This is a genomic window from Shewanella halifaxensis HAW-EB4, from assembly GCF_000019185.1.
GTDB classification, from domain to species: Bacteria; Pseudomonadota; Gammaproteobacteria; order Enterobacterales; family Shewanellaceae; genus Shewanella; species Shewanella halifaxensis.
The window spans coordinates 1,480,192-1,498,891 of sequence record NC_010334.1 but is presented as its reverse complement, the minus strand read 5'-3'; the positions used below and the strand labels follow the sequence as shown (position 1 = coordinate 1,498,891).

15 protein-coding genes are annotated in these 18,700 nt (G+C 44.3%); 1 reads left to right on the top strand and 14 read right to left on the bottom strand.

Features of this window, described 5'->3' with window-relative positions; genetic code table 11:
* Positions 1-120: 120 nt before the first annotated feature.
* A complete protein-coding gene (recA, locus tag SHAL_RS06285; RefSeq protein WP_012276343.1) occupies positions 121-1,188 on the bottom strand; it encodes a recombinase RecA in 1,068 nt (355 codons plus the stop codon).
* 320 nt (positions 1,189-1,508) lie between these two features.
* Here recA and mutS point away from each other — a divergent pair, with 320 nt between their 5' ends.
* Positions 1,509-4,088, top strand: a complete 2,580-nt coding sequence (gene mutS, locus SHAL_RS06280; RefSeq protein WP_012276342.1) for a DNA mismatch repair protein MutS — start codon at positions 1,509-1,511, stop codon at positions 4,086-4,088.
* 119 nt (positions 4,089-4,207) lie between these two features.
* Here the strand turns inward: mutS and rpoS are convergent, their stop codons facing one another.
* From rpoS to rlmD, 13 genes are all read right to left on the bottom strand, one after another.
* The gene (rpoS, locus tag SHAL_RS06275; RefSeq protein ID WP_012276341.1) at positions 4,208-5,173 is read right to left on the bottom strand and encodes an RNA polymerase sigma factor RpoS; all 966 of its coding nucleotides are present in this window, start codon (positions 5,171-5,173) and stop codon (positions 4,208-4,210) included.
* Positions 5,174-5,249: 76 nt separating this feature from the next.
* Positions 5,250-6,146 (bottom strand): peptidoglycan DD-metalloendopeptidase family protein, encoded by an 897-nt coding sequence (locus SHAL_RS06270; RefSeq protein ID WP_398364934.1) that lies wholly within the window; start codon positions 6,144-6,146, stop codon positions 5,250-5,252.
* A gap of 61 nt (positions 6,147-6,207) precedes the next feature.
* On the bottom strand, positions 6,208-6,843 hold the full coding sequence (locus SHAL_RS06265; protein WP_012276339.1) for a protein-L-isoaspartate(D-aspartate) O-methyltransferase: 636 nt from the start codon (positions 6,841-6,843) through the stop codon (positions 6,208-6,210).
* A 101-nt stretch (positions 6,844-6,944) separates the two neighbouring features.
* Positions 6,945-7,697 carry a 5'/3'-nucleotidase SurE gene (gene surE / locus SHAL_RS06260; RefSeq protein WP_012276338.1) on the bottom strand — a complete coding sequence of 251 codons (753 nt, stop codon included), beginning with the start codon at positions 7,695-7,697 and terminating at the stop codon, positions 6,945-6,947.
* Entirely contained in the window at positions 7,697-8,761 is a 1,065-nt protein-coding gene (gene truD, locus SHAL_RS06255) for a tRNA pseudouridine(13) synthase TruD (RefSeq protein WP_012276337.1), read from the bottom strand. Before truD ends, surE begins: the two co-directional genes overlap by 1 nt.
* Before the next feature lie 90 nt (positions 8,762-8,851).
* A complete protein-coding gene (gene ispF, locus SHAL_RS06250) occupies positions 8,852-9,331 on the bottom strand; it encodes a 2-C-methyl-D-erythritol 2,4-cyclodiphosphate synthase (RefSeq protein ID WP_012276336.1) in 480 nt (159 codons plus the stop codon).
* A 39-nt stretch (positions 9,332-9,370) separates the two neighbouring features.
* The gene (gene ispD, locus SHAL_RS06245; protein WP_012276335.1) at positions 9,371-10,063 is read right to left on the bottom strand and encodes a 2-C-methyl-D-erythritol 4-phosphate cytidylyltransferase; all 693 of its coding nucleotides are present in this window, start codon (positions 10,061-10,063) and stop codon (positions 9,371-9,373) included.
* A gap of 78 nt (positions 10,064-10,141) precedes the next feature.
* Positions 10,142-10,438, bottom strand: coding sequence for a cell division protein FtsB (gene ftsB / locus SHAL_RS06240; protein ID WP_012276334.1), 297 nt, complete (start codon positions 10,436-10,438; stop codon positions 10,142-10,144).
* Between the two features lie 90 nt (positions 10,439-10,528).
* Positions 10,529-11,824 (bottom strand): phosphopyruvate hydratase, encoded by a 1,296-nt coding sequence (gene eno, locus SHAL_RS06235; protein ID WP_012276333.1) that lies wholly within the window; start codon positions 11,822-11,824, stop codon positions 10,529-10,531.
* Positions 11,825-12,216: 392 nt separating this feature from the next.
* Positions 12,217-13,857, bottom strand: a complete 1,641-nt coding sequence (pyrG, locus tag SHAL_RS06230) for a CTP synthase (protein WP_012276332.1) — start codon at positions 13,855-13,857, stop codon at positions 12,217-12,219.
* Positions 13,858-13,972: 115 nt separating this feature from the next.
* A complete protein-coding gene (gene mazG / locus SHAL_RS06225) occupies positions 13,973-14,776 on the bottom strand; it encodes a nucleoside triphosphate pyrophosphohydrolase (RefSeq protein WP_012276331.1) in 804 nt (267 codons plus the stop codon).
* A gap of 137 nt (positions 14,777-14,913) precedes the next feature.
* On the bottom strand, positions 14,914-17,121 hold the full coding sequence (gene relA, locus SHAL_RS06220; protein WP_012276330.1) for a GTP diphosphokinase: 2,208 nt from the start codon (positions 17,119-17,121) through the stop codon (positions 14,914-14,916).
* A gap of 216 nt (positions 17,122-17,337) precedes the next feature.
* Positions 17,338-18,675, bottom strand: a complete 1,338-nt coding sequence (rlmD, locus tag SHAL_RS06215) for a 23S rRNA (uracil(1939)-C(5))-methyltransferase RlmD (protein WP_012276329.1) — start codon at positions 18,673-18,675, stop codon at positions 17,338-17,340.
* Positions 18,676-18,700: the final 25 nt, after the last annotated feature.

Here is an 18,700-nt window from a genome sequence, read left to right as displayed (position 1 = left end):
ATTAAAACAAAATCGCGGCGTGCTAATAGCACACCGCGATATTCACTATCCATTGCCAATATCTATTGCTAATTGCGACCCAGCCTTACAACGCTAGGTCACTTAACTAGCAAATTGGTCTTAAAAAACTTCGCCAGTCTCTAAGTCAACGTTGTCACCGGCTGTATCTGCAGCATCTGGAGCAATTTTCTCACCATTGCCTAACAGCATAGCGCGTAGTGTCGTTTCAATTTCGTCAGACACTTCAGGGTTTTCGATTAGGTATTTACCCGCGTTTGCACGGCCCTGACCAATCTTGTTACCTTTATAAGCATACCAAGCACCTGATTTTTCAATTAGTTTATGCTGTACACCAAGGTCAACTAGCTCGCCGGTACTGTTAATACCTTGTCCGTAAAGAATTTGGAACTCGGCTTGCTTGAATGGTGCAGCAATCTTGTTCTTAACCACTTTAACGCGGGTTTCGTTACCTATCACTTCTTCTCTATCTTTAATCGCACCAGTACGGCGGATATCTAAGCGAACTGAAGCGTAGAACTTAAGTGCGTTACCGCCAGTAGTCGTTTCAGGATTACCGAACATAACACCAATCTTCATACGAATTTGGTTAATAAAGATAAGCAGAGTATTTGACTGCTTAAGGTTACCCGCAAGCTTACGCATTGCTTGGCTCATCATACGCGCCGCAAGGCCCATGTGAGAGTCGCCAATCTCGCCTTCAATTTCAGCCTTTGGTGTCAAGGCTGCTACTGAGTCGACAACGATAACGTCAACTGCGCCGCTGCGTGTTAATGCATCACAAATTTCAAGAGCTTGTTCACCCGTATCAGGCTGAGAACAAAGTAGGTTGTCGATATCCACACCTAGCTTTTTCGCATAAATCGGGTCTAGTGCATGCTCAGCATCGATAAAGGCACAGGTTTTACCTTGCTTCTGAGCCGCTGCAATAACTTCTAGTGTCAGTGTAGTTTTACCTGATGATTCTGGACCGTAGATTTCAACGATACGACCCATAGGCAATCCGCCAGCGCCTAAGGCAACATCCAAAGATAATGAGCCAGTAGAAATCGTTTCTACGTCCATTGAACGGTCTTCGCCTAGCTTCATGATTGAGCCTTTACCAAACTGCTTCTCAATCTGGCTTAAAACTGCGTTCAGTGCTTTCTCTTTATTTGGATCTGTCTTCATTCTGATATCCTCTGGATCACAGTGCAACACGGTATGGGCACTGATTTATCATTAGGGTGATGACTCATTTAAGCCTTGGCTAGAGCCTCAATATGAAACTAGTATACTGTACAATCATACAGTATCAAGTGCTGTGTAAAAATATTTTATAAACACTACTAAATCAAAAGGTTGAAAGCTATGAGCATTTATATACTGTAATTTATTACTGAAACACGGTAAGAATTACGACTAAACTCGACAAAAAATTGGTAAGATTGGCTTCAATATTGTGTAAGGCGCTTTTAAGTGCCAAAGTGAATGACAGGCAAAACAAATCGATGACCGCTATTGATCCGCAAGGCTTAGAAAAACACACCCCTATGATGCGTCAATATCTGACGTTAAAAGCCCAACATCCTGACATGTTGCTCTTTTATCGAATGGGGGATTTCTATGAGCTCTTCTATGAAGATGCCAAAAGAGCTTCAGAACTACTTGGGATCTCATTAACCGCACGAGGAAAAAGTGGTGGTGACCCTATTCCTATGGCAGGCCTGCCCTATCATGCGGTTGAAGGTTATTTAGCGAAGTTAGTACAACTACGAGTATCAGTCGCGATTTGCGAACAGATTGGTGATCCTGCAACGTCTAAGGGACCGGTTGAACGTAAAGTGGTACGCATCGTTACCCCTGGTACCCTAACCGATGAAGCCTTACTCCAAGAAAGACAAGACAACTTACTTGCGGCGCTTTACCAAGGTAAAACAGGCTACGGTTATGCTACCTTAGATGTCGCATCGGGACGTTTTGTCATTACTGAACTTGCCAATACCGAAGCACTAGAAGCTGAGTTACAGCGGACAAACCCAGCAGAGCTCCTCTATAGTGAAGACTTCTCTGAGATGAGTCTAATTGCTGCAATAAATGGCACTCGCCGTCGACCAGAGTGGGAGTTCGATTACGATACTTGCCATCGATTATTGCTCAATCAGTTCGGCACGAAAGATTTAAAAGGCTTTGGTATCGAGGACGCTAGACTGTCACTCCAAGCTGCAGGCTGCTTGATGCAGTACGTCAAAGATACTCAACGTACCGCACTACCGCATATCAACTCGATTGTGCGTTTTAACCAATCTGACAGCATAGTGCTAGATGCTGCAACTCGTCGTAATCTAGAGTTAACAGTGAACTTGCAAGGCGGCCGAGAAAACACCCTCGCCTCCGTGCTCGATAACACCGTGACACCTATGGGGAGCCGCATGTTACAGCGCTGGCTCCATCAGCCGCTTCGCGACCATGACATTATTCGCGCAAGACAGGTCTCGATTGAAGAGTTACTAGGTAACGCTAACTATGAGATTCTATCGGAAGATCTTAAGGCCATCGGAGATATTGAGCGAATTACCACACGTATCGCACTGCGTAACGCTCGTCCTCGTGACTTTGCTCGCCTGCGTCAAGCGCTCGCATTATTACCTCAGTTGCAACAAACGCTAACTCAAGCTGCTGCTCCGCACCTTAAATATCTATCACAAGTGATTGGTGAATTCCCCGATGAACTCGAACTACTATCGCGAGCCGTAGTCGATAATCCTCCGATGCTTATTCGTGATGGTGGTGTGATCCGTGAAGGCTACAATGAAGAGCTCGACCAATGGCGTAAACTCAGTGAAGGCGCAACCGATTACCTTCACGAGCTTGAAGCGCGCGAGAAACAGCAAACCGGAATTTCAACATTAAAAGTCGGCTACAACCGTGTCCATGGCTATTATATCGAAGTCAGCCGCCGAGAATCTGACTTAGTTCCACTCAGTTACCAACGTAGACAGACACTAAAGAATACTGAACGCTATATTATACCAGAGCTTAAAGAGCACGAGGAAAAGGTATTATCTAGCCAAGGAAGAGCGTTAGCGCTTGAAAAACAGCTTTGGGAACAACTGTTTGATCTTATCTTGCCTAAATTACATGAGCTGCAAGATTTTGCGAGAGCCTCTGCTGAACTAGACGTGCTATGCAACTTTGCTGAACGTGCAGAGAGCCTAAACTATCACTGTCCTGACCTATCAACTGCTCCTGGGATCCAGATAGAAGCAGGTCGCCACCCAGTTGTAGAGCAAGTTAGCCAAAGCCCGTTTATTGCCAACCCTGTTACGTTAAACAATGAACGCAAGATGTTAATTGTGACCGGCCCCAATATGGGCGGTAAATCAACCTATATGCGTCAAGTTGCGTTAATAACCCTAATGGCACATATTGGGTGCTACGTGCCTGCAGAGCATGCCGTTATTGGCCCAGTTGATAGAATATTCACTCGAATTGGTGCATCTGATGATTTAGCCTCTGGCCGTTCGACCTTCATGGTCGAGATGACCGAAACAGCCAACATCTTACATAACGCCACGCCTAACAGTTTGGTGTTGATGGATGAAATAGGTCGTGGTACATCGACCTATGATGGTCTGTCACTCGCTTGGTCTGCTGCGGAGTATTTAGCGAAACACCTACAGGCAATGACGCTATTTGCGACCCATTACTTTGAACTGACTCAACTACCAGAGCTACTATCAAATGTAGAAAACGTGCATTTAGATGCCGTCGAGCATGGTGATAGCATTGTATTTATGCACGCCGTACAAGAGGGTGCTGCGAGTCGCAGTTATGGCCTACAGGTAGCCGCTCTTGCAGGTGTGCCTAACTGTGTGATTAGCGCTGCAAAGCATAAGTTGCATCAGTTAGAAAGTCGCGATCATGGAAAAGAGTCCTGCGATGCCCAGCAGCCTTTACAGCAAAGCATAAGCTTTTCAGCACCAACGCCATCTCCTGCTTTAGAGGCGTTAGCCAAGCTAAACCCTGATGAGTTGACGCCAAGACAGGCATTAGATTACCTCTACAATCTTAAGAAATTGGCATTGTAGTCATCAAAGCTATCGTGCATTAAGCCAAAGTGCACTAAATCAAAATTCAGTATATTTTAGACACAAAAAAAGCGCAGTTGATAATCAGCTGCGCTTTTTAATTATCTTACATTTACTTTTTACACTCTAAAAATTGCCTCTACAGAAAGGCCCTGCGCCCCAAGTAAATCTTTTAAACGCTTAAGCGCCTCAACTTGGATTTGGCGTACTCTCTCACGAGTCAAACCAATCTCTTTTCCTACATTCTCTAGAGTCGACGGCTCATACCCTAACAAACCAAATCGGCGCGCTAGCACTTCTCGTTGTTTGGTATTGAGTTCATCTAACCACTTAACCACAGACTTAGATATGTCTTCATCCTGAACCTTATAATCGGGTCCTACGTTATCATCATCTGCGAGTACATCTAATAAGGCTTTATCGCTTTCACCACCCAGTGGTGTATCGACAGAGGTAATTCTTTCATTAAGCTTGAGCATACGGCTAACATCGCTACTCGATAAATCGAGTTGTTCTGCGATCTCTTCGGCCGTTGGCTCGTGATCTAGCTTATGTGCTAATTCTCTCGCCGTACGCAAATAGACATTAAGCTCTTTGACTACATGGATGGGTAATCGGATTGTACGAGTCTGATTCATAATTGCTCGTTCAATCGTCTGCCTAATCCACCATGTTGCATAAGTTGAGAATCTAAAACCACGCTCGGGGTCAAACTTCTCTACAGCACGGATCAAGCCCAAATTACCCTCTTCGATAAGATCGAGCAGCGCTAAGCCTCGATTGTTATATCGACGAGCAATTTTTACTACCAACCTGAGGTTACTTTCAATCATACGATTGCGAGATTTTTCACAGCCTTTTAAGGACTTTCGTGAAAAATATACTTCTTCCTCAGCACTGAGGAGGGGGGAAAAACCAATTTCGCCTAGATACAATTGGGTTGCATCTAAGTTTTTTTGTAGATCATCTTGTACTTGCTGTTCTAATTCAGCCTCTTTCACATCCTGTTTAGTAAGTTTATTCGTTGACTCATCAGAGTGGTTCTTGGTTTGCTCCACTACAACGGCACTATTTAATCTGCCCATAATATCTCTCCCGAATTTTTACATTTAACTACTGCACTTTACTATCCTCCGATTTGCCAAATTGGCAGCCCAACAACTATTGTTTAGGCAAAAATTTAACTGGGTTTACTGATTTTCCGTGGTATCGGATCTCAAAATGTAGCATGACCCGATTTGTACCAGTACTGCCCATTGTTGCAACTGTCTGTCCAACATTAACAGCTTGTTTCTCTTTAACTAAGATCTTATCAGCATGAGCATAAGCACTTAAATAGTCATCGCTATGCTTAATGATAACTAAATTACCGTACCCTCGAAGTGCACTACCTGCATAAACAACTCGACCGCTTGCAGCCGCTTTAATTGCATCACCTCGATTACCCGCGATCTTTATTCCTTTATTTCCCTGCTCTTTGGCTGAGAAAGTTCCAATCACCTGACCTTTCACAGGCCACGACCATCTGCTTACCTTCTTTGGAAGCTCGGCTGGCTTGTGGACAACTCGGTTAACATCTTGTTGATTGCTTGTTACAGAATACGCAGGCTTCGAATTTGGATCAAGCTGTTTTTTTGACCCCTCATTTTGACTAGCAGCAGAACTCGAATTAACACTAACTGATTGTTTTTCATTAGATTTAGCATATTTAACAGAGGGGAAAGGCGTTGAGTTCGCTGTTTTTTTGACGCTTTGGCTATTTGTAACATATTTTTTAGAGCTTAAGCTCAAAACTTGCCCAGGGTAGATGGTATAAGGCTTTGGCAGACGATTACTCTTTGCAATATCGACAAAATCTTTATTAGAGCCCCATGCGATTGAATATAAAGTATCGCCTTTTTTAACCACATAACGGCTGCCCGTTATCGATCCTTTACTGATCGAAGGAGTGGAAGGGCCATTTAACGACTCCACTGGTGCGGGCCTATCAGCCTTAAAGCTACAACCAGATAGCATCAATGTTATGCAGACACTTAAAAAGCAAACCAACCTCATGATTAACGCATCACCCCAAATCAACCTATTTCACTGTTTTATATTTATCAGTTTATGAATAAAACTATGCCAGCTCACCATTGATAAGCGGTACGAAGCGTACATCTTCTACAACTTCAGACCTGTATTTATCACCACTGCGTGTCACTTTTAATAACTGCTGAGCGATTTCCCCTACAGGGATCACTAATATGCCACCATCTGCTAATTGAGATACTAGAGCATCAGGGATTGAACTCGCTGCAGCAGTAACCATGATCGCATCATAAGGTCCTTTGCTCGGCCACCCTTCCCAGCCATCGCCATATTTAAAAGCGATATTATGCAGATCGAGTCTTTTCAATCTCTGCCTAGCTTGGATCTGTAAACTCTTGATCCGCTCCACCGTAAAGAGTTGTGGCACTAACCGTGCGAGAATAGCGGCTTGATACCCTGAGCCCGTTCCTATCTCCAATACTTTAGTGGGCTTAGTTTGCAAGATGATCTCAGTCATTTTGGCAACAATGTAGGGCTGAGAAATAGTTTGTCCCTGCCCAATAGGTAGCGCCGTATTTTCATAAGCTTTGTGACCCAGAGCTGCATCAAGAAATTGCTCCCTCGGAGTGTTTGCCACAGCCTGTAATACTGCCTCATTGCGGATCCCAGCCTCATACAGACTTCTTGCAAGGTTCAATGCTGATGTTGAGGCAACTGGGGTCATATTTCTGTTTTCCAATATTTAATTTATTCGAATAGTGGTGATACTGTCACGGAGCTATTCGTTAACTCTGCACGACCCTCGTAAACCGGGTCGTGCGTGAACTAATCGTGGATCTGGGTTAACCAAGACTCTAAGGCACTCAGTTGCTCAAATGCCGTTAAATCGACCGTTAATGGCGTGATAGACACATAACCGTTAGCTACGGCATAAAAGTCTGTACCATCACTGGCATCCTGCTCGTCGCCCGGAGGTCCTAACCAAAAAATCTCTCTACCAGCAGGATCTTGGGTCCTCACCATGCCTTCAGCTCTGTGCCTTGCACCAAGGCGGGTAATCTTAATGCCTTTGACTTCAGCCAAAGGAAGATCCGGCACATTAATATTCAAGATCTTATCTTGTGCAATTGGGCTATCTTGCAAGGCTTTAACAATTTTTAATGCATAATGAGCCGCGGTATCATAATGTTTCAACTCATGACCAACTAATGAGATGGCAATGGCAGGAAAGCCCAAGAACCGCCCCTCCATTGCTGCTGCAACGGTGCCTGAATACAGGGTATCATCACCCATATTGGCACCCGCATTAATACCTGAGACCACCATATCGGGTTCATCTTGGTACAACTCTCTAATTGCAAGGTGCACGCAGTCAGTCGGCGTGCCACTTACCGAGATAAAACCATTATCTAAGGTATTCAGTCGTAGCGGATTGGTCAAGGTTAACGAATTACTCGCTCCAGAGCAGTTTCTGTCGGGCCCTACGGTGAGCGTTTCTGCTATCTGGTTTAATGCGGTCGTTAAGGCAGCAATACCTTCTGCGTTCACCCCATCATCATTACTGATTAAAATCTTCATTAATCGGCCTCAGCGCTTCTTTGATCAGCTAGCATCTGTTGACGCGCGACCTCTTGAACATCTTGATACTGGAATAACTCACGTAGTACTGAGGTTGCATAAGACCCAGATGGTAATGCAAATTTAAGGGTAATGGTATCTTCATCTACTTGATATTGCAGATGTTGCGGCTCAAGTAACAAAGCACGTCTCTCTTGGCTAAGACCTGCATGCTCTAAACCGTCTTTGTCAATTGCGAGTGACTCAAGTGCGTCAGCCTCACACTGCGCCGCTTCAGACTGAGCAAGTGGTAAGCCACGCCCCCACAATGGTGCTGAAAGCTGAATATCTTTATTATTTAGACGCTCTATTAACGTTTCATCCCACTGCTCGGCAACAAAGTAACTTTTACTGCCTGCAAGCATGACACAATCACCTGCTAAGGCTTTAGTACCATGCTGCGCTAAACGACCTGAACAGGCCATATTAAACACATTCGAGCGAACTGCCGACAAATACATACTGCGCTTATTACGATCTTTAACTTTACGGCCAGTAAACATCTGCCGACCAAACTCTAAATTTTTACCATCATGCCCAAATCGCTGCTCACCAAAATAGTTTGGTACGCCCTGCCCTTTGACTAAGTCAATGCGTCTAATCACATCACTCATATCGCTGACATTACGCAATATTAAGGTAAAGCGATTACCAGCCAGCGCGCCAATCCGCAGTTTTTTACTATGTCTTGCAGCGTTAAGCACTGTAACTTGGTCGCTATTGAGCTGCTGCCAGTCAGGCGTTTCTTTACCTGGAATACGTACACCAAACCACTGCTCTGTAACCGCATGCTTATCTTTTTGCCCGGCATAAGTCACCTCTTTTGGGTGTACATGAGCAAAGATCGAGATCCTCTTAACGATTTCAAGGGTATTGAGCCCATCTTTACGTATGTGTAGCAGATGATGCTCCCCCTCACCTGTCGGCGCGAAAGGTAAAATCTCCTGCACTTGGAAATCACTATTGTGGGTACGTAGATCGGCAGTTGAAGTTGGCTTGCCGTATAAATAATGTAATTCACTCATATCGCTAAATTGTCTCGCTAAAGTATCTTGCTATCTCATAAAAATCTATTGCCACTATTGCTAGCTATAGCTTCTTGCCCACACGATTGGCTAGGCTTTTATCATCAACACCACAGCTTCAACTGCTATGCCTTCTTTTCTGCCTGTAAAGCCAAGTTTTTCCGTTGTTGTCGCCTTAACATTGATATCATTGATATCTGCAACTAAATCTGCCGCCAATACTTTGCGGATAGCTTCAATATGAGGAGCCATTTTCGGCGCCTGAGCAATAATAGTGACATCTAAGTTAGATAAGCTAAAGCCCATATCTGTGGCTAACTGATAGCAATGCCTTAAGAGTACACGACTATCGGCACCTTTAAACTCTGGGTCTGTATCTGGGAAATGTTTGCCAATATCGCCCAGAGCCATCGCCCCAAGAATCGCATCAGAGATTGCGTGCAGGGCGACATCTCCATCAGAATGGGCGATTAAGCCCACTTCATAAGGCACATCGACACCGCCGAGAATAAGTGGCGGCTCACCACCAAACTTGTGTACGTCAAACCCGTGACCTATTCTAATTTTCATCGGTGTTCCTGTTATTCAATGGGTTACAATAGTAGCTTGTTAAACTGCATTTTTGAGAAAGAGTGACGCAAGCTGAAGATCATCTGGATGAGTCACTTTAATGTTATCGGCACGTCCAGAGACAATCCCGGGCATAACTCCGGCCCACTCCATAGCAGATGCCTCATCAGTGATAAGCGCACCAGCCGCTAACGCATCAGTTAAATTTTGCATCAAACTTGAAACTGGAAAATACTGCGGCGTTAATGCATGCCATAGTCTTTCTCGGCAAACCGTCTCGCTAATTAAGCCTTTCTCATCGGTGCGTTTCATCGTGTCACGCACTGGCGCAGCTAGAATAGCCCCCTGTGGGAACTCATTAACTGACGCAATAAGCTTATCAATATCTCTATGTGTTAGACATGGCCGCGCAGCGTCATGCACCAATGCCCAAGCACCGGCCTCTGCAATTTTTAATCCTGATAAAACAGAATCAGCACGTTCCTTACCGCCAATGACACACTCAAGCTTTGGATGTTTCACTTGAGGCAATTTAGCAAAATAGTTATCAGCAGGATTAAGTGCGACGATCACCTTATCGATATCGGGATGCGAAAGAAGGCAATCTAAGGTGTGGCTCAAAATACTCTGTTCATTAAGCTGTAAATACTGCTTAGGAATTTCTGCGCCCATACGACTACCAATTCCGGCAGCGGGAACAATCGCAATAATTTGCTCGGGTGTTTGGCTCATGATAGAGCTCCATGTAATAGCGACATCTTTCTCTAATCGGCGTTGGACTTAAATGATGACACAAACAATCAATGGAGATTAATCATTTGATGGTTTGTCACGCTCGCCTCCAACTACGCGAAAGAAGGTCTCTCCCTCTTTAACCATACCTAACTCATTGCGAGCACGCTCTTCTAACGCCTCTGTACCACTACGAAGATCGCTAATCTCTTCTCTCAGTATTTGGTTACGGGCAACTAGTTGCGCATTACTTTGCTGTTGCAGCTTAATTTGCTCCTGCAGATGAAAAGATTCAGCGAGGCTCTTATCCCCAAACCAAAGGCGATATTCAAGCATGGCAAGTAGAGCGATTAATACAATAAGAAGGCGTTTCATGATTATCAATAGAAAGAAATTGAGAATATTAAACAGATAGTACAACAAAAAAGGCCACCGAGTGGTGGCCTTTTTAAAGTTTATAGCGATTTATGCTTGACCTTTGATCTCTTTAAGACCGTTATAAGGAGCTTTTTCGCCTAACTGCTCTTCGATACGAAGCAGCTGGTTGTACTTAGCAACACGGTCACTACGGCATAGTGAACCCGTCTTGATTTGACCAGCAGAAGTCGCTACTGCTAGATCGGCAATGGTTGCATCTTCAGTTTCACCACTACGGTGTGAAATCACTACTGTGTAACCCGCATCTTTCGCCATGCGAATCGCTGCTAAAGTTTCTGTTAGTGAACCGATTTGGTTAAACTTAATCAAGATTGAGTTAGCAATACCGTTGTCGATACCACGCTTCAAGATCTTAGTGTTAGTTACGAACAAGTCGTCACCAACAAGCTGGATCTTGTCACCCATGATTTGAGTCTGGTAAGCCCAACCATCCCAGTCTGACTCATCTAAGCCATCTTCAATAGAAGCAATAGGGTACTGTTCAGTTAGCGACTTAAGGAAGTCAGAGAAACCGTTAGCCGAGAAGACTTTGCCTTCACCAGATAGGTCGTACTGACCATCTTTGTAAAACTCAGATGCCGCGCAATCTAGCGCTAGTGTTACGTCAGTACCTAACGTGTAACCCGCTTTCTCTACAGCAACCTTGATGATTGCAAGTGCGTCAGCGTTTGATGCTAGATCTGGTGCGAAACCACCTTCATCACCCACAGAAGTGCTTAAGCCTTTAGACTTTAGTACGCTCTTAAGGCTATGGAAGATTTCAGCGCCCATACGTAGTGCTTCACGGAAGCTCTTTGCGCCAACAGGTTGAACCATGAACTCTTGGATATCAACATTGTTATCTGCGTGCTCACCACCGTTTAAGATGTTCATCATAGGAACAGGCATAGAGTACTGGCCTGGAGTGCCATTTAGATCAGCGATATGCGCATATAAAGGAACACCTTTAAATGCTGCAGCCGCTTTAGCAGCAGCCAAAGAAACAGCAAGAATCGCGTTAGCGCCTAGCTTATCTTTGTTTTCAGTACCATCTACGTCAATCATGATTTGGTCAAGTTCAGCTTGCGCTGTCGCATCTTTGCCCATCAAAGCATCACGGATAAGTCCATTGATGTTTTCAACAGCTTTTAATACACCTTTACCCATGTAACGTGCTTTATCGCCATCACGAAGCTCTAGTGCTTCACGGCTACCTGTAGATGCGCCTGACGGTGCAGCAGCCATACCCATGAATCCGCCTTCTAAATGAACTTCAGCTTCAACAGTTGGGTTACCGCGAGAATCCATGATTTCGCGACCGATAATGTTAATAATCTTAGCCATAATGCCCTCGATTTAAGTTTTAAAGATAAATTTAAAGATAAAAATAAAAAGAATTCTATTCATCCAAACGGATACCAATTGGTATAAAAAAGTGGTCGATTCAGAGTTGTTTTTACAGCTAAACTCAAAGCGAATGAGTGCAAGAATACCGATCCATTTTATACACCTTGAACGCTGAAGTGGCTAGCCAAAATACGTCTAAAAAACGGACTTGCTCTAGCGCAAAGAGCGTAAACGTAGAGTCACGATGTTGCTCACTCGTTGCCTTGCCTCTGTGGCGCTAAACTGTCATAAAAAACCACACATTTATACCGATTGATATTACGTCGTCACAAAAAAATCGCCATAAACAAAAAAACCGCTTCCATGCAATGGAAGCGGTTTCGTTTTATTTAGTCTTCTAAATCACGTTTTTGGTAGGTATAAGCGGCAGCTACAAACCCTTCAAATAACGGTTGGCCATCACGAGGAGTCGATGTGAATTCAGGATGGAACTGACCTGCTACGAACCATGGGTGATTCGGTAGCTCAATCATCTCAACCAGTGAGCGATCTGATGAAAGACCACTAAAGATCAGGCCTGCTTTTTCAAGACGCTCTTTATAGTTGTTGTTCACTTCGTAACGGTGACGGTGACGTTCAACACAAGTAGTAGACTTATAAGCTGCAGCCGCTTTAGTGCCTTCTTCAAGGTGACATAGCTGAGCACCAAGACGCATTGTGCCGCCTAAGTCTGACTCTTCATGACGCTCTTCAACTTGACCATCTTCGTTGATCCACTCAGTGATCAAACCAACAACTGGGTGCGGCGTGTTTTTGTCAAACTCAGTTGAGTGTGCACCCTCAAGACCTGCAACATGGCGTGCAAACTCAATCAACGCAACCTGCATACCTAAACAGATACCGAAGTAAGGTAGGTTATTTTCACGAGCGAACTGAGCCGCCATGATCTTACCTTCAACACCGCGCTCACCGAATCCACCAGGAACCAAGATACCGTCTAAGCCTTGTAAGACTTCATCGCCCTTAGCTTCTACGTTTTGTGAATCAATATACTTGATGTTAACTGACACGCGGTTAAATAAACCTGCATGCTTTAGTGCTTCGTTAACTGACTTATATGCATCTGGTAGTTCAATGTACTTGCCTACCATACCAATAGTCACTTCACCCACAGGGTTAGCTTCTTGGTAAACAACCTTTTCCCACTCGGCTAAATCAGCTTCTTTACAATCGATGCCGAAACGCTTTGTCACAAGTTGGTCTAGACCTTGTGCTTTTAATAACGCAGGGATCTTATAGATACTATCTACGTCTTTTAGCGAGATAACTGCACGTTCTTCAACGTTACAGAATAAAGAAATCTTTGCTTTTTCATTTGCAGGAATAGCGCGATCACCACGACAAACCAAGACATCAGGAGCAATACCGATTGAACGTAGCTCTTTAACTGAATGCTGTGTCGGTTTAGTTTTCACTTCACCTGCTGCACCTAAGAAAGGTACAAGAGTCAAATGCATAAATAGGGTTCTATCACGGCCAAGCTCAACGCCTAGCTGACGGATAGACTCTAGGAATGGCAGTGATTCAATATCACCCACCGTGCCACCGATCTCAACAATCGCTACATCATGACCTTCGCCACCAGCAAGTACTTTCTCTTTGATAGCGTTAGTGATGTGCGGAATAACCTGAATGGTTGCACCTAAGTAGTCACCACGACGCTCTTTACGTAGAACTTCTTCGTAAATACGACCCGTAGTAAAGTTATTACGACGATTCATCTTGGTACGGATGAAACGCTCATAGTGACCTAAATCTAGATCAGTTTCAGCGCCGTCTTCTGTCACAAACACTTCACCGTGCTGTGTCGGACTCATGGTACCTGGATCGACGTTAATGTATGGATCCAGCTTCATAATGGTTACGTTTAGGCCGCGAGCCTCTAATATTGCAGCCAATGATGCTGCTGCAATGCCTTTACCTAGTGATGAAACAACGCCACCAGTAACGAAGATATACCTTGTAGTCATGCTGAACCTGAGAAAATGAGTTGGAAATACGTGCTTGTAAGAAAGCACTAGGACGGGGCAATATTATACCAAAGCAACTGCGATTCGACAAACTACAATTAGCTTTAAATCTAAGTTATTTATTTCTCTCATCCTGTTTAACGCTATCCCAGTAGCCATCGAGCTCCTCTAATGTATGCTCATTCATGGCACGGCCATCCGCTTGAGCATAGGCTTCAACACCCCTAAACCTTCTTTCAAACTTATGATTTGCTTGCCTTAATGCCTTTTCAGGCTCAACACCTAAGTGTCTTGCAAGGTTCACAACGGCAAACAATAAGTCGCCCATTTCGTCTTGCACTTTTTGCACATCTACCGTTTCTTGCTCGACTTCAAAAATGACTTCATCAATCTCTTCATGGATTTTTGCCACCACGGGCGGCAGTTCAGCCCAGTCAAAACCCACTCGAGCGACACGTTTTTGAATTTTTATCGAACGCGACAGCGCGGGTAAACTCAGCGGAATATCGTCTAGTACAGAGTCGAGTGCTCTTTCACTACGCTCGATAGCTTTTAACTGTTCCCAATTTTGCTTGATCTCATCTGTACTCGTTGTCGCTAATCCTTCAAATACATGGGGATGACGGCGAGTTAATTTATCGCATATACGTTCAACCACGGTATTGAAATCAAAAAGCCCCTGCTCTTTGCCCAGTTGACAGTAAAATACCACCTGAAATAGCAGATCCCCTAACTCGTCAGGCAACTCATCAAGCGCCATACGCTCAATGGTATCGGCGACCTCGTAGGCTTCCTCTATGGTAAAAGGTACGATGGTTTGAAAACTTTGCGCCCTGTCCCAGGGACAACCTGTTTCTGGGTCACGCAGTTTTTGCATAATATTAAGTAGCGGGGTCGTATCGCCGACTAAGCTTGTCATTTTATTTTCCTACTTTCCGATATCGTTTATTTCGCACAGGGCTGAATACATGTTTGCCAACGTTTACTTTAAAAGTAAACCATATAAAAACGGCAACCATTGGGTTGCCGCTAATTTTCTAGTGATACCTATCGGTATTAAAGCCTTCTGGCCTGCATCACCCCTTCGACCTGATTTATTTTCGATAACACTTTAGACAAACCATCTAAGTTATATAGCTCAAGCTCCAACTCGATTATCGCGGTTTGAGTTTTCACATCAGAGGTCGAACTCATCGCCATCACATGGGTTTTCTCTGCCGCAAGTACCGAAGTTAAGTCTCGCAGCAAACCTGACTGATCATTAGCTAGAATACTTAAGCGAATTTTGTAGCCACCGGAATAATTCTCGCCCCAGACCACTTCCACAGAGCGTTCAGGAGAGGCGCGAATTAACTCTTTAACCTGATCGCAATCGGCCCTGTGTACCGAAATACCACGGCCCTTGGTAATAAAACCAAAAATCTCATCGCCAGGTACAGGCTGACAACACTTAGCAATATGGCTCATAAGGTTGCCGACGCCGTTGACTTCGACTTGGCCCTTACCGCTTTTTACTGACTTGCTTTGGCTCTTTTTAACTAAATCTTCAACCGCGGCTTCATCACTTAAATCTTTAGTGCGCAGACGACTTTGAACATGATTAACCACTTGGTTAAGGCGGATATCGCCGCCACCGATACCAGCGAGCAGATCATCCATGCTCACTAAGTTAAAGCGCTCTACGGCTGATTGTGCATCTTTAATCTGTAGATGAATTTTAACCAATTCGGTTTCAAGCATCTCACGTCCAGCAACAATATTTTTATCTCTATCTTGCTGCTTAAACCAGTGCAAAATTTTCGATCGTGCACGCGAGGTGCGAATATAGCCTAAATTAGGGTTAAGCCAATCTCGCTTCGGGTTAGGGTGTTTAGAGGTGATAATCTCAATTCGCTGCCCAGTTTCCACTTGATAGGTAAACTGCACAATGCGGCCATCAACTTTAGCGCCAATACACTTATGCCCAACATGGGAATGAATATAGTAGGCAAAATCAAGCACCGTTGAGCCTAAAGGCAAATCAACCACTTCACCGCTTGGGGTAAAGACATAGACTCTGTCTTCAAAGACTTGACTACGCACTTCATCGACTAAGTTACCGCTTTCAGCCACATCTTCTTGCCACTGCAGGATTTTACGTAGCCAGTTGATTTTCTCTTCATAGCCGCTTTGCTTACCGCTTGCGCTACCTTCTTTATATTTCCAATGCGCCGCCACGCCAAGCTCAGCATCTTCATGCATCTGCTCAGTACGGATTTGGATCTCAACCGTTTTATCTTCAGGCCCAACAACAACCGTATGAATAGACTGGTAACCATTTGGTTTTGGGTTAGCGACGTAATCATCAAATTCGCGTGAAATATGCTGCCAAAGTGTATGCACCACACCTAAAGCACCATAACAATCTTGCAAGCGGTCGGTGACTATCCGCACCGCACGCACGTCAAACAGCTCGTCGAACTTAAGCTGCTTGCCTTTCATCTTCTTCCAAATACTGTAAATATGCTTTGGTCGACCGTATACTTTTGCACGGATCTGATCTTTGTCTAAACGAGCCTGCAGCTGGCTGACAAAGTCATCAATAAAGGTTTCTCTATCAAGTCGCTTGCCATCAAGCTGTTTAGCGATATCTTTATAGGTCTGTGGATGCAGATAGCGAAACGAAATATCTTCCAGTTCCCACTTAAGCTGTCCAATGCCCAATCTGTTAGCCAGCGGTGCATAAATATCAGCAATTTCACGGGCGATAAGGACTTTAACTTCCTCATCGGCATTCTTAATCTCTCGCAGTAAGCAGATGCGCTCGGCAAGTTTAATCACCACCGCACGCACATCTTCCACCATGGCCAATAACATCTTGCGGATATTATCGATCTGCGGTTCACCATTACGAGTCTGATTATCAACTTTTAGCGCGCCAATGGCATTCATGGTCTCAACACTCGAGACTAATATGGCTAGTTTGCCGCCAAAACCTTCTTCAATATCTTCTTGAGTGATAAGCCCTGCATCGAAGACGACAAATAAAATCGCGGCCTGTAAGGTTTCAATATCCATATTGAGCGGCGCAAGAATTTCTATCATCTCACGCGCACGCTTTAACACGGTAACGCTCGCCTCTTGCTTTTGCCCCACAAGCAACTCGACCTGTTCAATTAAGGCCAAAAGAGTTTGAGCTTCTGAAGCATCACTTATATAACGTTGCACCCACTCTTCGAGTTGAAAATCAGGGTCGCTAAAATGTGCTTCACGAACAGATACCATAGTATTTAATCCCTTTACATACCGCAGATAGAGATTAACAAAAGTTTAACTCTACCTTTTAAATTGATAAGCACTATATTCGCCATTCAGCCGTTATTGTCAATGCGCAAAAGTAGACAATTGCTACTAAAAACACCTATAGTGCCAGACTTTGATTTGTATGAGTTATATTTAAGCAAAAGGTTTCACTAAATGTATCTAATTGTGTCTTTTTGTTTAATTTTTTAACTCAAACAGTGCCATTGACTCCAAGTGATGGGTTTGTGGAAACATATCCACTAATCCGATCTTTTTAAGCTGATAACCTTGCTTTAAAATCACCTCGCTATCACGGGCAAGGCTCGCTGGATTACAAGAAACATAGACTAAGGCTTTCGGCTTTAGTTTCTTCAGAGATTGCATGCTTTCGTATGCCCCCGCGCGAGCCGGATCGATAAGCATCTTATCAACTTTACCAAGCCAGGGTTCCTTCGACAGATCGGCGCTCAGATCGGCATGATAGAAAGAGACTTTATCTAAGCCGCTCTGCTTAGCATTAATTCTTGCCTGCTCAACCATAGCCTGCACACCTTCAACCCCAATCACCTCGGCGCCATCTTTCGCCAATGGCAAACTAAAGTTGCCAATACCGCAGAACAGATCTAATACCCGTTCGTCCGCCTTTGGTGATAGCCACTCAACCGCCTGACTGACCATGGCTTGGTTAACCTGAGCGTTAACTTGGATAAAGTTACCTGGCGAGAAGTTAAGTTTGACTTGGTTATCATCAAAACCATAATAAGGCTGCTCACCCGCTCCATTTAGGTGCTCGCACTGAGCATCATCATCTTGCAACAGCACTATGACCTGATGCTTATTCGCAAATTCAACTAACCTAGCCTTATCTTTATCCGATAACGCCTTAGTCACACGCAGCACCACAAAGTTACCGTTATCGGCTTGAGTCAGCTCAACGTGGCCTAGGGCTTTCTTACCGCTTAACTGGTTAAGCATAAATGCCAAGTCTGGAATTAACGCCGACAACGGCTCGGCTAACACAGCGCAAGATTGGATCTCAACCACGTCACTGCTGCTACTGGCTCTAAATCCAAGGCTTATGTGCTTGGTATTTTTATCAAACCAGGTCGCTAAACGGGCTCGGCGGCGATAATGCCAAGCGTTATCACTTAGGGTGTCACATACTTCACCAGCCTGGGTTTGAGCAAACTTATTCACCAAATCGACTAAGGTACTGGCCTTATGCTTACGCTGTGCATCGATATCAAGGTGCTGCAGATCACAGCCACCACATTTGTCGAAATGTGGGCAAAGAGGTGAAACCCGCTGCGCGGAGGCTTTATCAATTTTAAGTAACTTAGCTCGAGCAAACTTTTTCTTTTGCTCAGTCAATTGCACCGATACCGTCTCACCTGGCAACGCACCATTGATAAATACGATCTTGCCATCGTGGTGAGCGATACCAGCACCGAGGTGATCTAGCTGAGTCACCTTTAATGACAATTTTGATGATAATTGTTTAGATGTATTTGGTTTTGCTTTAAAAAATTGTGCCATTTTGCTCTCTAAATAGATAAAAATA

Excerpts from the sequence above, each read along its gene's own strand:
- recA (WP_012276343.1), bottom strand. The coding sequence starts at position 1,188 with ATGAAGACAGATCCAAATAAAGAGAAAGCACTGAACGCAGTTTTAAGC.
- mutS (WP_012276342.1), top strand. The coding sequence starts at position 1,509 with ATGACCGCTATTGATCCGCAAGGCTTAGAAAAACACACCCCTATGATG.
- rpoS (WP_012276341.1), bottom strand. The coding sequence starts at position 5,173 with ATGGGCAGATTAAATAGTGCCGTTGTAGTGGAGCAAACCAAGAACCAC.
- SHAL_RS06265 (WP_012276339.1), bottom strand. The coding sequence starts at position 6,843 with ATGACCCCAGTTGCCTCAACATCAGCATTGAACCTTGCAAGAAGTCTG.
- surE (WP_012276338.1), bottom strand. The coding sequence starts at position 7,697 with ATGAAGATTTTAATCAGTAATGATGATGGGGTGAACGCAGAAGGTATT.
- truD (WP_012276337.1), bottom strand. The coding sequence starts at position 8,761 with ATGAGTGAATTACATTATTTATACGGCAAGCCAACTTCAACTGCCGAT.
- ispF (WP_012276336.1), bottom strand. The coding sequence starts at position 9,331 with ATGAAAATTAGAATAGGTCACGGGTTTGACGTACACAAGTTTGGTGGT.
- ispD (WP_012276335.1), bottom strand. The coding sequence starts at position 10,063 with ATGAGCCAAACACCCGAGCAAATTATTGCGATTGTTCCCGCTGCCGGA.
- ftsB (WP_012276334.1), bottom strand. The coding sequence starts at position 10,438 with ATGAAACGCCTTCTTATTGTATTAATCGCTCTACTTGCCATGCTTGAA.
- eno (WP_012276333.1), bottom strand. The coding sequence starts at position 11,824 with ATGGCTAAGATTATTAACATTATCGGTCGCGAAATCATGGATTCTCGC.
- pyrG (WP_012276332.1), bottom strand. The coding sequence starts at position 13,857 with ATGACTACAAGGTATATCTTCGTTACTGGTGGCGTTGTTTCATCACTA.
- mazG (WP_012276331.1), bottom strand. The coding sequence starts at position 14,776 with ATGACAAGCTTAGTCGGCGATACGACCCCGCTACTTAATATTATGCAA.
- relA (WP_012276330.1), bottom strand. The coding sequence starts at position 17,121 with ATGGTATCTGTTCGTGAAGCACATTTTAGCGACCCTGATTTTCAACTC.
- rlmD (WP_012276329.1), bottom strand. The coding sequence starts at position 18,675 with ATGGCACAATTTTTTAAAGCAAAACCAAATACATCTAAACAATTATCA.